Here is a 13,163-nt window from a genome sequence, read left to right as displayed (position 1 = left end):
TCGGCTTCCACGGCACCTTCCTGGTCCAGCACTGGCTGGGTGCCGAGGGCATGCCGCGCCGGTACGCCGACTACCTGGCGGCCGACGGCTTCACCGCTCTGAACACCGTCTCGACCATCGCCTCGTTCCTGCTGGGCCTGTCGATCCTGCCGTTCCTCTACAACGTGTGGAAGACGGCCAAGTACGGCAAGCCGGTCGGCGTGGACGACCCGTGGGGCTACGGCCGTTCGCTGGAGTGGGCGACCTCCTGCCCGCCGCCGCGGCACAACTTCCTCACCCTGCCGCGGATTCGCAGCGAATCCCCGGCCTTCGACCTGCACCACCCCGAGATCGCCGCGCTGGAGCAGCTTGAGCACGCCGGTCACGGCGCCGCCATCGCGGGCAGCAAGGAGGCCGGCAAGTGAAGATCCAGGGCCGGATGTTCATCTGGCTGAGCTTCTTCGTCCTGATCATGGCCGTCGTGTACGGCGTGTGGTCGAAGGAGCCGGCCGGCACCACGGCGCTCTTCCTGGCCTTCGGCCTGTGCATCATGATCGGCTTCTACCTGGGCTTCACCGCCCGGCGGGTCGACGCGGGCGCGCAGGACGACAAGGAGGCCGACGTCTCGGACGGCGCGGGCGAGCTGGGCTTCTTCAGCCCGCACAGCTGGCAGCCGCTCTCCCTGGCGGTCGGCGGCGCCCTGGCCTTCCTCGGTATCGCGGTCGGCTGGTGGCTGGTCTACTTCGCGGCGCCGATCATCCTGATCGGCCTGTTCGGCTGGGTCTTCGAGTACTACCGCGGTGAGAACCGCACCCAGTAGGACCACCCCGTAACACAGCGCAGAGCGCGCCGGGAGCCCGGACACTCCGTCAGGAGGGTCCGGGCTCCTCCGTTTGCCGCAGTGTCCGTCCCTCGTCCGAGGTACGCGCCGCGCTCCCGGACTTTCCGTCTCATAACGTGATCATATGAATCACACTGCGCGGACCCGCACCGTCGTCAGCTGCGCCCTGCTGGTGACCGCCCTCGGCGCGGGCGTCACCGGCTGCGGCTCGGACGGCAACGCCGCCCTGGCGACCAAGCCGTACGACGCGGCGGACCAGATCTCCTTCACCGGCCCCACCGAGGCGGGCAAGCGGGTCGACCCGGACAAGCCCCTGGAAGTCACCCTGAAGAGCGGTGAGGGCCGGATCACGGACGTGTCCGCCCGGGACGCCACGGGGCGCTATGTGACGGGCGAACTCGCCGCCGACGGCGGCCGCTGGCACAGCACCTCCCCGCTGGCCGCGAACGCCCATTACACGGTCCAGGTCAGCACCGAGGACGACGACGGCGCCCCCGGCCGCAAGGTCCTCACCTTCGACACCACGAAGACCGCGGCCAAGAAGACCCTGGGCGTCACCTTCGGGCCCGAGGCGGGCGAGTACGGCGTCGGGCAGCCCATCACCGTCCTGCTGGACCAGGAGGTCAAGGACAAGGCGCAGCGGGCCGTCGTGGAGCGGGGCCTCAGGGTCGAGTCGGTGCCGGCCGTGCAGGGGTCCTGGTACTGGGTCGGTGACAAGGAACTCCACTACCGGCCCAAGGAGTACTGGCCCGCCCACGCCACCGTCCGGGCGTACAGCAACCTGGACGGCATCAAGATCAGCGACAAGGTATCCGGCGGCAAGAGCAAGGACCTGAAGATCACCATCGGCGACCGGGTCGAGGCCATCACCGACGCCGCCACCCACCAGCTGACGTTCTACAAGAACGGCCAGGAACTCAACCGGATCCCGGTCACCACCGGAAAGCCCGGCTTCGAGACCCGCAACGGCGTCAAGGTGGTCCTGGAGAAGCAGTACTTCGTACGGATGCGCGGCACCACGGTCGGCATCGCCGAGGGCACCTCCGACTCCTACGACCTGCCGGTCTACTACGCGACCCGGGTGACCTGGTCCGGCGAGTACGTGCACGCCGCGCCCTGGTCCGTGGGCTCCCAGGGATACGCCAACGTCAGCCACGGCTGCGTCGGCATGAGCACCTCGAACGCCGAGTGGTTCTTCGACCACGTGCGCCCCGGCGACATCGTCAAGGTCGTCAACTCGGGCGGCCACGGCATGGAGGACTTCGGCAACGGCTTCGGCGACTGGAACCTGGACTGGAAGAAGTGGAGCGCGGGCAGCGCCCTGACCGGCGGCGCGAGCGCCCCGGCCAACCCCCAGGACTCGGTGCGGCTGCGCCCCGCGGCGGCCTGAGCGGCGACGCGGGAGCCGTACGGCCCGTCCGGGCGGGGCTCCCGCGCCCACGGCGCGTCTCAGGCCCAGACGGCGTCTCAGGCGCTCTGCAGGCGCCGTCCGCGCAGCAGGGAGGCCAGGGCCTCGGCGAACTCCATCGGGTCGACCGGCAGCGTCACCGCCGCGTCGGCCCGGCTCCAGGTGGCCAGCCAGGCGTCCTGGGGGCGGCCCATCAGCAGCAGCACGGGCGGGCAGTCGAAGACCTCGTCCTTGAGCTGGCGGCACAGCCCCATGCCGCCCAGCGGCACCGACTCGCCGTCCAGCACACAGACGTCGATGCCGCCCGCGTCCACCGCGCGCACCGCGGCCTCGGGCGTCGCGCACTCCACGAACTCGACCCGGGGCACGTCCGGAGCCGGCCGGCGGCCGGTGGCCAGCCGCACCTGTTCCCGGGTCGTGGAGTCGTCGCTGTACACGAGAACAGTGGCGGTCGGCTGCATGGTTCCTCCGAGACGTCGGCGTCGTACGGACGGGCCTTTCCGGGGCGGATGTTACTCCGCCGAACACCACGTCAACACCGGTACGACAAGCACGGACACTCCGAACGGCACCCCCGGAGTGAGGGCGAGATAAGCGACCGACATAATGTCGGTCGTGGCGACAGCAACGACAGTAGAAACCGGGCACGCGCACCCGTCGGTCAATCGACCGAACCTCACCAGCGTCGGAACCATCATCTGGCTGAGTTCCGAGCTGATGTTCTTCGCGGCCCTCTTCGCGATGTACTTCACCGCTCGATCGGTGACCGGACTGGATCACTGGAAGGAGATGGCGCACGCGCTCAACGTGCCCTTCTCCGCGACGAACACCACGATCCTGGTGCTCTCCTCCCTGACCTGCCAGCTCGGCGTGTTCGCCGCCGAGCGCGGCGACGTGAAGAAGCTCCGCGCATGGTTCATCCTCACGTTCATCATGGGCGCGATCTTCATCGGCGGGCAGATCTTCGAGTACACGGAACTGGTGAAGAAGGACGGCATTTCCCTGTCGTCCGACGTCTACGGCTCCGTGTTCTACCTGACCACCGGCTTCCACGGCCTGCATGTGACGGGCGGTCTCATCGCCTTCCTGCTGGTACTGGGCCGTACCTACGCGGCGAAGCGGTTCACCCATGAGCAGGCGACCGCCGCCATCGTCGTGTCCTACTACTGGCACTTCGTCGACGTGGTCTGGATCGGCCTCTTCGCCACGATCTACTTGATCAAGTAGCGGGGACCGTTCCCGCACATCCAGCAGTACCGACGCAGAAGATCCTGACACCGGGGTAATCCGTGAAAAAGCTCTCCTCACGACGACGCCATCCGCTGGCGGCGGTCGTCGTCCTACTCCTCGCGCTGGCGGCAACTGGGGGGCTGTACGCCGCGTTCGCACCCGCGAGCAAGGCCCAGGCCGATGAAACCTCCCAGTCCCTGACCATCAAGGAGGGCAAGAAGCTCTACGAGGTCGGCTGCGCCAGCTGCCACGGCACCGGTGGCCAGGGCTCCTCCGACGGGCCGAGCCTGGTCGGCGTCGGCGCCGCCGCGGTCGACTTCCAGGTCGGCACCGGCCGTATGCCGGCCTCGACCTCCCAGATGGCTCAGCTCCCGCGCAAGAAGACCATCTACACCCAGGCGCAGATCGACCAGCTCGCCGCGTACGTCGCGTCGCTGGGCGCCGGCCCGAGCGTGCCCACGAAGGACCAGTACGGCCCGGAAGGCGCGGACATCGCCATGGGCGGCGAGCTGTTCCGCACCAACTGCGCGCAGTGCCACAACTTCACCGGCAAGGGTGGTGCCCTCACCGCGGGCAAGTACGCCCCGAGCCTCGAGGGCGTCGACCCGAAGCACATCTACGAGGCCATGCAGACCGGCCCGCAGAACATGCCGTCCTTCCCCGACACCACGATGACGGAGAAGAACAAGAAGGACATCATCGCGTACCTGCACGCGGTCAACGGCAGCGAGACCGAGAACCCGGGCGGTCTGGAGCTGGGCGGCCTCGGGCCGGTCAGTGAGGGTCTGTTCGCCTGGATCTTCGGCCTCGGCGCGCTGATCGCGGTAGCCGTCTGGGTCGCCGCTCGGACCGCAAAGGCCAAGAAGTCATGAGTAGCCAAGACAATTCTGAAGAGAACCTGCCCGCTGAGCAGGACCACGCGCACGGCGCGGTAAGCGTCGCGGACGAGAAGAACCCGTTCGCCGACCCGGGGCTGCCGCCCCACGAGCACCGGATCCAGGACATCGACGAGCGGGCCGCCAACCGGTCCGAGCGCACGGTCGCCCTGCTGTTCACGATCTCGATGCTGGCGACCCTCGGCTTCATCGCCTCCTACGTCACCATCCCGCGTGAGAAGTCGATCTTCGTCTTCCCGATCGGGCACCTCAGCGCGCTCAACTTCGCGCTGGGCCTGACCCTCGGTACGGCGCTGTTCTGCATCGGCGCGGGCGCCGTCCACTGGGCGCGCACGCTGATGTCCGACGTGGAGATGGTGGCCGAGCGTCACCCGATCGCGGCCGAGCCGACGGTGCGCGCGCAGGTCTTCGACGACTTCCGCCAGGGTGCCGCCGAGTCCGGGATCGGCCGTCGCAAGCTGATCCGCAACACCATGTTCGGCGCGCTGGCCATGGTGCCGCTCTCCGGCGTCATGCTGCTGCGCGACCTCGGTCCGCTGCCGGGCACCTCGCTCCGCCACACGCTGTGGGCGAAGGGCAAGCTCCTCGTCAACGTGAACACCAACGAGCCGCTGCGTCCCGAGGACGTGGCCGTGGGCTCGCTGACCTTCGCCAAGCCCGAGGGCCTGGAGGAGACCGACGAGGACTTCCAGAACCAGATCGCCAAGGCGGCCCTGATGATCGTCCGGCTCCAGCCGGAGAACATCAAGGACAAGCAGGAACTGGCGTGGTCGCACGAGGGCATCGTCGCCTTCTCGAAGATCTGCACCCACGTCGGCTGCCCGATCTCCCTGTACGAGCAGCAGACGCACCACGTGCTGTGCCCGTGCCACCAGTCCACCTTCGACCTCTCCGACGGCGCCCGGGTGATCTTCGGTCCCGCCGGTCACGCCCTGCCCCAGCTGCACATCGGCGTGAACGACGAGGGTTACCTCGAAGCGCTCGGCGACTTCGCGGAGCCCGTCGGTCCTGCATTCTGGGAGCGCGGATGAGTACTGCGAACAACGACGCTTCCCGCTCCGGCGGGAAGGCTCCGGCCGGCGAGCGCATCGCCGACTGGGCGGACGGCCGGCTGGGGATCTACTCCCTGGCCAAGGCCAACATGCGCAAGATCTTCCCGGACCACTGGTCGTTCATGCTCGGCGAAGTGTGCATGTACAGCTTCCTGATCATCATCCTCACGGGTGTGTATCTGACGCTGTTCTTCCACCCGTCGATGAACGAGGTGGAGTACCACGGCAGTTACATCCCGCTCCAGGGACAGCTGATGTCGGAGGCGTTCAGCTCCACGCTGCACATCTCCTTCGACGTGCGCGGTGGTCTGCTCATCCGGCAGATCCACCACTGGGCCGCGCTGATCTTCCTCGCGGGCATGTTCGTGCACATGATGCGCGTGTTCTTCACCGGCGCGTTCCGCAAGCCGCGTGAGGTCAACTGGCTGTTCGGCTTCCTGCTGTTCGTCCTCGGCATGTTCACCGGCTTCACCGGTTACTCGCTCCCGGACGACCTGCTCTCCGGCACCGGTGTGCGCTTCACCGAGGGCGCGATCCTGTCCATGCCGATCGTCGGCACGTACATCTCGTTCTTCCTCTTCGGCGGGCAGTTCCCGGGCCACGACTTCGTGGCGCGGTTCTACTCGATCCACATCCTGCTGCTGCCGGGCATCATGCTCGGCCTGATGGTGGCTCACCTGATCCTGGTCTTCTACCACAAGCACACGCAGTTCGCGGGTCCGGGGAAGAAGGAGACCAACGTCGTCGGCATGCCGCTGCTGCCGGTGTACATGGCGAAGGCCGGAGGCTTCTTCTTCCTGGTCTTCGGTGTCATCGCCGCCATCGCGGCGATCGCGCAGATCAACCCGATCTGGGCGATGGGCCCCTACCGGCCCGACCAGGTCTCCACCGGCGCCCAGCCCGACTGGTACATGGGCTTCGCCGAGGGTCTGGTCCGCTACATGCCGGGCTGGGAGATCAACTTCTGGGGCCACACGCTGGTCCTGGGCGTCTTCATCCCGCTGGTCCTGTTCGGTGTCGTGCTGATGGCCATCGCGGTCTACCCGTTCATCGAGTCCTGGGTCACCGGCGACAAGAGCGAGCACCACATCCTGGACCGCCCGCGCAACGCCCCGACGCGTACCGCGTTCGGTGTCGCCTGGATCACGGTCTACATGATCGGTCTGGTCGGTGGTGGCAACGACCTGTGGGCCACCCACTTCCACCTGTCGATCAACGCCGTGACCTGGTTCGTCCGCATCGGCTTCTTCGCGGGCCCGGTGATCGCGTTCATCGTCACCAAGCGGATCTGCCTCGGCCTCCAGCGCCGCGACAAGGAGAAGGTGCTGCACGGTCGCGAGACCGGCATCATCAAGCGCCTGCCGCACGGTGAGTTCATCGAGGTCCACGAGCCGCTCAGCCAGGAGCAGCTGCACACCCTCACGGCCCACCACCAGTACGAGCCGGCCGAGATCGGCGCGACGGTGGACGAGAACGGTGTCGAGCGCAAGGTACCGGCGACGGAGAAGCTGCGCGTCAAGCTCTCCGACGCCTACTACGGCGAGGACAACCAGATCCCGAAGCCGACCGTCGAGGAGTACAAGGAGATCACGAGCGGCCACGGCCACCACTGATCCCCGCGTCGCCACACGCACGAAGGGCCCCGTCCGGATTCCGGGCGGGGCCCTTCGCCCTGTTCGGGCTGGATAGGGTGGGGGTGGGCACGCCTGTGCCCCGTACGAGGACTTTTCACACAGGAGCGGCTGATGAGCGCTGTGACCCCCGCTGGAGGCGACACCGCGGCGGGCCGTTCCTGGCCTGCCGTACTGAACTCCCTGCTGGAGGGCGAGGACCAGAGCGCCGACGCGACCGCCTGGGCCATGGACCGGCTCCTGCGCGGCGAGGCGACCGACGCCCAGATCGCCGGGTTCCTGGTCGCGCTGCGCGCCAAGGGCGAGACGGTCCAGGAGATCACCGGCATCGTGCGGGCGATGTACGACCACGCGAACACCATCGAGGTGCCGGGCCGGACCGTCGACATCGTCGGCACCGGCGGCGACGGCGCGAAGACCGTGAACATCTCCACGATGTCCTCGATCGTGATCGCGGGCACCGGCGCGAAGGTCATCAAGCACGGCAACCGCGCCGCGTCCTCCGCCTCCGGCTCCTCCGACGTGCTGGAGAAACTGGGCGTCAACCTGGAGCTGACCCCGAAGCGGGTGGCCGAGGTCGCGGAGGAGGCGGGGATCACCTTCTGCTTCGCGATCAAGTTCCACCCGGCGCTGCGGCACGTGGGCGCCGCGCGTGGTCAGCTCGGCATCCGTACGGTCTTCAACGTCATCGGCCCGCTGACCAACCCGGCCCGGGTGCGGGCGCAGGCGGTCGGCGTCGCCAACCTCGCCATGGCGCCCATCGTGGCGGGCGTCTTCGCCGAGCGCGGCAACTCCTCCCTGGTTTTCCGGGGCGAGGACGGCCTGGACGAGCTGACGACGACCTCGCCCTCGCGGGTGTGGATCGTGCGAGACGGCAAGGTCACCGAGGAGGTCTTCGACCCGCGCGACGTCGGTATCGAGCTGGTCCCGGTGGACGCCCTGCGCGGCGGCGACCCGGCGTACAACGCGGAGGTCGCCCGCAGGCTCCTCGACGGCGAGACGGGCCCCGTACGGGACGCGGTGCTGCTGAACTCGGCGGCCGCGCTGGTGGCCCTGGACCCGACCGGGGCACCCCTGGCGGACCAGCTGCGCGACGGCATGGCGCGGGCGGCGGAGTCCATCGACTCCGGGGCGGCCAAGCGGACGCTGGAGCGCTGGGTGGCGGCGACGAACCGCTGAGGCGGCTGACGCGACGTGACGTGACCGGCGTCCCGCGATCCGGACGCCGGTTGCGTGAACCCTCCCGCCCCCGCTAATTTCTCGATCAGGTCACGAGTGACAGCCAACAGGCCCCGGCCGGCTGTCCGGCAACCCTCCGTCCGTGGCGGGGTGCCCCGGGTGAGGACCAGGCCGTAGGCAGCGAGGTCTACGGCAAGCGCGGTCGAGGGAGCCTTCCTGTGAGCAAGCGAATGTCTTAGGGCCGCTGAGCCCCGCCTCCGCACGCCCTTCTTCTCTTCCCGAGTTCGTCGCGTGCCGGGACTTGTCGTACCCGCGTGCCGACTCCGGGCTTTCTCACGGGAGTTGACCCACCATGTCCGTGCTCACCGCTGCCCCCGCCGTCCCCGCCCCGCTGCCCGTCCTCGGGTGTGGGGTCACCGTGCCGCTCGTCACCGGCGGCGAGGTGGAGTACGCCGCGCTGGACTACGCGGCCAGTGCCCCCGCCCTCCGGCGCGTCTGGGACGACGTGGCCGCCTACGCGCCGTACTACGGCAGTGTCCACCGGGGCGCGGGGCAGCTGTCCCGGCTCTCCACCGAGCTGTTCGAGAACGCCCGCCGGACGGTGGCCCGGTTCCTCGACTGCCGGGCCGACGACCAGGTGGTGTTCACCCGCTCCACCACCGACTCGCTGAACCTGCTGGCCCGGACGCTGCCCGCCGGGTGCGAGGTGTTCGTCTTCGAGACCGAGCACCACGCGGCGCTCCTGCCCTGGCCGGAGGACCGGGTCACCGTCCTCGCCGCGCCCCGCAGCCCCGGGGCGGCCGTGGCCGCGCTGGAGCGTGCCCTCGCCGCGCGGGACACCACCGCTCCCGCGCTGGTCTGCGTCACCGGCGCCTCCAACGTCACGGGGGAGCTGTGGCCGGTGCGCGAGCTGGCGGCGGCCGCCCATGCCCACGGCGCCCGGATCGTCCTGGACGCGGCTCAGCTGGCCCCGCACCACCCGGTGAGCGTGCGGGACCTGGACGTGGACTGGGTGGCCTTCTCCGGGCACAAGCTGTACGCGCCCTTCGGCTCGGGGGTACTGGCCGGGCGCTCCGACTGGCTCACGGCGGCCGAGCCGTACCTCGCGGGCGGCGGGGCGAGCCGCCGGGTCGTACGGCGCCCGGACGGCCGGGTCGAGGTGGAGTGGCACGAGGGCGCCGCCCGGCACGAGGCGGGTTCCCCGAACGTCATCGGCGCCTACGCCATCGCCTCAGCCTGCACGGCGCTGGAGGAGGCCGGCCTCGACCGCCTGGCCGAGCGGGAGGCGCTGCTGATCCGCCGGGTGCGCGAGGGTCTTGCGGAGGTGCCCGGCGTACGCGTCCTGTCCCTCTTCGGGGACGACGCCCCGCGCGTCGGCGTGCTCTCCTTCGTGGCGGCGGGCTGGAACAGCTCCCACCTCGCGGCCGCCCTCTCCGCCGAGTACGGCATCGGCGTCCGCGACGGCCTCTTCTGCGCCCACCCCCTGGTCCGCACCCTCCTCGACGGCACCCCCGACACCGCCACCGACTGCGGCACCTCCGACGCCCCCCTCAACGCCGTCCGCGTCAGCTTCGGCGCGGGCACCCCGGAGGAACACGTCGACCGCTTCGTCACGGCCGTACGAGACCTGGTCACACACGGCGCGCGCTGGCGCTACCGCACGGAGAACGGCCACTGCGTCCCGGAGGAGCGGTCCTAGCCGAGGGGCTGCCTCAGTTGTCGAGGCCGATCGCGAACGCCGCCTCCAGGTCGTGCTGGGAGTACGTGCGGAAGGCGACGTGGGTGTCGGTGGCCTCGACGCCGGGGATCTTGCTGATGCGGGCCGGGATGACCTCGGCGAGGTCCTCGTGGCGGGCGACGCGGACCATGGCGATCAGGTCGTAGGTGCCGGTGACGGAGAAGACCTCGCTCACGCTGTCCAGCGCGGCGATCTGCTCGGCGATCTCCGGAATCCGGTCCACGCTGGTCTTGATCAGGACGATCGCGGTGATCACGGCTGCTTTTCTCCCTCGGACGCCGGGGCCGGAACGACCTTCACTTTAGCCCGACGCCCGTACCGCACCCACGCATAGCCGAAGCCCAGGCAGAAGCCGACCACGTGGGCGAGGTAGGCCACCCCGGGCCCCTCGGGCGCGCGGGAGGCCGCGAACCACTGGAGTCCGGCCCAGAACGGGAGGACCACCCAGGCCGGGAAGCGCAGCGGGAGGAAGAAGAGAAAGGGGAGCAGACTGGTGACACGGGCGCGCGGGAAGAGGTGCAGAAAGGCGCCGAGCACCGCCGAGATCGCCCCGGAGGCTCCGACCAGGGACTGCTCGGAGGTCGCGTTGGCGAGCGCGTAGCCCAGCAGGGCGAGATAGCCGCAGCCGAGGTAGAACAGCGTGAACTCGACCCGGCCCATCCGCTCCTCGGTCATCACCCCGAAGACGAGGAGGAAGAGCATGTTGCCGAGCAGGTGCACCCAGCTGCCGTGCACGAACAGCGCGGTGGCCGGGGTCAGCGCCTCCCGCACCGGCCCGGTGAACAGCTCGGCCGGGATCACGCCCCAGTGCCGGAAGTACGCCCGCTGCGCCGCGACCAGCGCGTCCCCGGTGCCGTACGTCCGGGTGAGGCCCGAGGCCGGGCCCAGGACGAAGAGCAGACAGCACAGGGCGATGAGGCCGTACGTCATCGGCGCCGGGGCGGCCCGGACCGCTCGGAAGGTCCGCCCCGCACCCGCACTCCACTCTCTGATCATGAATACAGAGCATGACGTAACCGGACGCACTGGTACACACCGCCTCGCCGCCGTGGACGGACGGGCGACGGATGCCCCGCAGGCCGTAGGGTTACGAGCCACACGCGTCGGTGAGCGGCGCGCACCGGTCCGAGAAGAAAGCGAACAGCCACGATGACGGTTCCCCTGCCGACCGCCACGACGCGATGGCGCTGCACTCTCTGCGGCAACCTCACCCGCTTCGACGTGACCCGTTCCTCCAAGGTCGTCGAGTACGTCCATCTCGACCTGGCCGGGGAACCCACCGTCGAGGAGCGCGAGGTGGTCAGTGAGACCATCGAGTCGGTCCGCTGCCGCTGGTGCAACGCGGTGGACCAGGTGGAACTCGTGGACAGGCCGGGCGCCGGCTCCTGAGCGGAGCGGGCCCCGAAGACAGCAGAGACATTGGGGTGTGACGGATGGTGGAGACCGGGGGCGGGGGGCCGGACGACGGCACCGCCGAGGTGCTTGACCGTCCGCTGCCCGACGGCGTGCGCCGACGGGTCGTACAGATCGTCTCGGACGCCTTCGGCTCGCTGACCATGGCCGAACTGCCCGCCCAGCTGCGGCAGTACGCCCGTTTCGCCCCCAACCGGCGGGCCAAGTTCGCCGGGAACGCGATGGCCGCCGCCCTGGAGACGGACGGGCTGTTCCGCCAGCGGATCGGGGAACGGTACAGAGAGGCGCAGCCGGAGCTGTCCGGCGCCCTCGACTCCGGCTCGCCGCCCCCGGCCGCGGACCCGCTCGACGTGGCGGCCGCGGCCTATGTGCTGCGCCCCGCGGGCTGGGTCAAGCTGGTCACCGCGGCCGGCGAGGAGGCCCAGCGCGCGGACGCGGAGCGGGCCGACGAGGAGAGCCGGGCCGAACTGGAGCGGCTGCGCGAGGAGTTGGCGCACGCCCGCGAGCACACCCGCACCGAGACCGAACGGCTGCGCACCGAGCTGGACTCGGCCCGCAAGGAGACCGACTCCCTGCACCGCAAGCTGCGTTCGGCGCTCAGTGACGTCAAGCGCGGGGAGGCCGCGCTGCGCAAGATCCGGGCCGAGGCCGACACGGCACGCGCCGAGGCGCAGGCCCAGGTGTCGGCCGCCGAGAGCGAGTCGCGGCGGCTGAAGGCGCGGCTCGGCGAGGCGGAGGCGGCCCTGGAGGCCACGCGCCGGGCGGCCCGCGAGGGCCGCAGCGTCGAGGACATGCGGGTACGGCTGCTGCTCGACACCGTCCTGGAGTCGGCGCAGGGGCTGCGCCGGGAGCTGGCGCTGCCGCCGGTCTCCGTGCGCCCGGCCGAGACCGTGGACGCGGTGGAGCCGGGCCGGATGACCCCGAAGGACATCGCGGCCCGCGCCCTGTCCGAGCACGACCCGGCGATCCTGGACCAGTTGCTCGCGCTGCCGCAGGCGCATCTGGTGGTCGACGGCTACAACGTCACCAAGACCGGCTATCCCCAGATGCCCCTGGAGAAGCAGCGGCTGAGGCTCCTCGGCCAGCTCTCGGCGCTCGCCGCGCAGACCGGCGCCGAGGTCACCTGTGTCTTCGACGGCGCCGAACTGGCCGCGCCGGTGCTGCTCGCGCCGCCGCGCGGGGTCCGGGTGCTGTTCTCCAAGCCGGGTGTCACGGCCGACGAGCTGATCCGTCAGCTGGTCCGGGCCGAGCCGCCGGGCCGCCCGGTGATCGTCGCCTCGACCGACCGGGAGGTCGCCGACGGAGTCGCGCGTTCCGGTGCCCGTCCCGTGGCCTCTGCGGTACTACTGAAGCGACTGTCCTGAAGGGCGCCTTAAGGGCAACGGACGTACGCATTGCCCGAATTGAGGGTGAATGTGCGCGACGTAGGGTCAATCCTGTGTCACTTCTTGTGAGTTGAGTGCAAAAAATGCAGGGTGGGTTTGGATTTTTTGCTGTGAGGATTTGAACTGATCACAACTGGGTCACTAGGGTCAGGGCTCGAACCTCCTAGCGGGTGATCACTCACAAGAAGGAGTTCCAACTCCGTGGCGTCCCACCGTCGACCCAAGCAGCCGAACCGCACGCGTGTCACCGTGCTGACCGCAGCAGCCGCCGCCGCTGTCGCGCTGAGCGCGAACGCGGCCAACGCGGCCCCGACCGAGAAGCTCGGCAAGAGCGAGGTCAAGGCCAAGGTCGACAAGCTCTACGAGCAGGCCGAGCAGGCCACCGAGAAGTACAACGGCGCCAAGGAGAAG

General features: G+C 69.7%; 13 protein-coding genes, 2 pseudogenes and 1 riboswitch. Of the genes and pseudogenes, 12 read left to right on the top strand and 3 right to left on the bottom strand.

Annotation, left to right across the window (positions count from 1 at the left end; genetic code table 11):
• The 3 genes and pseudogenes from GTW40_RS10855 to GTW40_RS10845 form a co-directional block, all read left to right on the top strand.
• Positions 1-404, top strand: a pseudogene (locus tag GTW40_RS10855) (cytochrome ubiquinol oxidase subunit I); the annotation flags it as partial.
• Positions 401-799: a cytochrome c oxidase subunit 4 gene (locus GTW40_RS10850; protein ID WP_161179958.1), complete on the top strand. Its 399-nt coding sequence runs from the start codon at positions 401-403 to the stop codon at positions 797-799. The pseudogene GTW40_RS10855 and the gene GTW40_RS10850, both read left to right, overlap by 4 nt.
• Positions 800-944: 145 nt before the next feature.
• A complete protein-coding gene (locus GTW40_RS10845; RefSeq protein WP_161179957.1) occupies positions 945-2,210 on the top strand; it encodes an Ig-like domain-containing protein in 1,266 nt (421 codons plus the stop codon).
• 77 nt (positions 2,211-2,287) lie between these two features.
• Here GTW40_RS10845 and GTW40_RS10840 read toward each other — a convergent pair whose 3' ends face one another.
• Entirely contained in the window at positions 2,288-2,689 is a 402-nt protein-coding gene (locus GTW40_RS10840; protein WP_161179956.1) for a hypothetical protein, read from the bottom strand.
• 145 nt (positions 2,690-2,834) lie between these two features.
• On the opposite strand from GTW40_RS10840, the gene GTW40_RS10835 reads away from it, so the two are divergent.
• The 6 genes from GTW40_RS10835 to GTW40_RS10810 all read left to right on the top strand — a co-directional run bounded on the left by GTW40_RS10835 (position 2,835) and on the right by GTW40_RS10810 (position 9,915).
• Complete coding sequence (locus tag GTW40_RS10835; protein ID WP_161179955.1) at positions 2,835-3,455, top strand: heme-copper oxidase subunit III; 621 nt, start codon at positions 2,835-2,837, stop codon at positions 3,453-3,455.
• 62 nt (positions 3,456-3,517) lie between these two features.
• Positions 3,518-4,330, top strand: coding sequence for a c-type cytochrome (locus GTW40_RS10830; protein ID WP_161179954.1), 813 nt, complete (start codon positions 3,518-3,520; stop codon positions 4,328-4,330).
• Complete coding sequence (locus tag GTW40_RS10825; protein ID WP_161179953.1) at positions 4,327-5,385, top strand: Rieske 2Fe-2S domain-containing protein; 1,059 nt, start codon at positions 4,327-4,329, stop codon at positions 5,383-5,385. The genes GTW40_RS10830 and GTW40_RS10825 overlap by 4 nt, the downstream gene beginning before the upstream one ends.
• The gene (locus tag GTW40_RS10820) at positions 5,382-7,019 is read left to right on the top strand and encodes a cytochrome bc complex cytochrome b subunit (protein WP_161179952.1); all 1,638 of its coding nucleotides are present in this window, start codon (positions 5,382-5,384) and stop codon (positions 7,017-7,019) included. The genes GTW40_RS10825 and GTW40_RS10820 overlap by 4 nt, the downstream gene beginning before the upstream one ends.
• A 132-nt stretch (positions 7,020-7,151) precedes the next feature.
• Positions 7,152-8,216 (top strand): anthranilate phosphoribosyltransferase, encoded by a 1,065-nt coding sequence (gene trpD / locus GTW40_RS10815; protein ID WP_161179951.1) that lies wholly within the window; start codon positions 7,152-7,154, stop codon positions 8,214-8,216.
• 88 nt (positions 8,217-8,304) lie between these two features.
• A riboswitch (SAM riboswitch) is annotated at positions 8,305-8,421 on the top strand.
• 147 nt (positions 8,422-8,568) lie between these two features.
• Complete coding sequence (locus GTW40_RS10810) at positions 8,569-9,915, top strand: aminotransferase class V-fold PLP-dependent enzyme (RefSeq protein WP_161179950.1); 1,347 nt, start codon at positions 8,569-8,571, stop codon at positions 9,913-9,915.
• Positions 9,916-9,928: 13 nt separating this feature from the next.
• On the opposite strand, the gene GTW40_RS10805 is transcribed toward GTW40_RS10810, so the two are convergent.
• Together GTW40_RS10805 and GTW40_RS10800 are read right to left on the bottom strand one after the other, a co-directional pair.
• A complete protein-coding gene (locus tag GTW40_RS10805) occupies positions 9,929-10,210 on the bottom strand; it encodes an Lrp/AsnC ligand binding domain-containing protein (protein ID WP_018545545.1) in 282 nt (93 codons plus the stop codon).
• Positions 10,207-10,950, bottom strand: a complete 744-nt coding sequence (locus GTW40_RS10800) for a rhomboid family intramembrane serine protease (protein ID WP_202485690.1) — start codon at positions 10,948-10,950, stop codon at positions 10,207-10,209. Before GTW40_RS10800 ends, GTW40_RS10805 begins: the two co-directional genes overlap by 4 nt.
• Before the next feature lie 153 nt (positions 10,951-11,103).
• On the opposite strand from GTW40_RS10800, the gene GTW40_RS10795 reads away from it, so the two are divergent.
• From GTW40_RS10795 to GTW40_RS10785, 3 genes and pseudogenes are all read left to right on the top strand, one after another.
• Positions 11,104-11,343: a hypothetical protein gene (locus GTW40_RS10795; RefSeq protein ID WP_014672226.1), complete on the top strand. Its 240-nt coding sequence runs from the start codon at positions 11,104-11,106 to the stop codon at positions 11,341-11,343.
• A gap of 44 nt (positions 11,344-11,387) precedes the next feature.
• A complete protein-coding gene (locus GTW40_RS10790) occupies positions 11,388-12,731 on the top strand; it encodes an NYN domain-containing protein (RefSeq protein WP_161179949.1) in 1,344 nt (447 codons plus the stop codon).
• 222 nt (positions 12,732-12,953) lie between these two features.
• Positions 12,954-13,163 (top strand): annotated as a pseudogene (locus GTW40_RS10785) (hypothetical protein); the annotation flags it as partial.

The organism is Streptomyces sp. SID4985 (assembly GCF_009863025.1).
Lineage (GTDB): Bacteria > Actinomycetota > Actinomycetes > Streptomycetales > Streptomycetaceae > Streptomyces.
The sequence above is the reverse complement of the archived record's forward strand: the minus strand, read 5'-3'. Positions and strand labels throughout refer to the sequence as shown.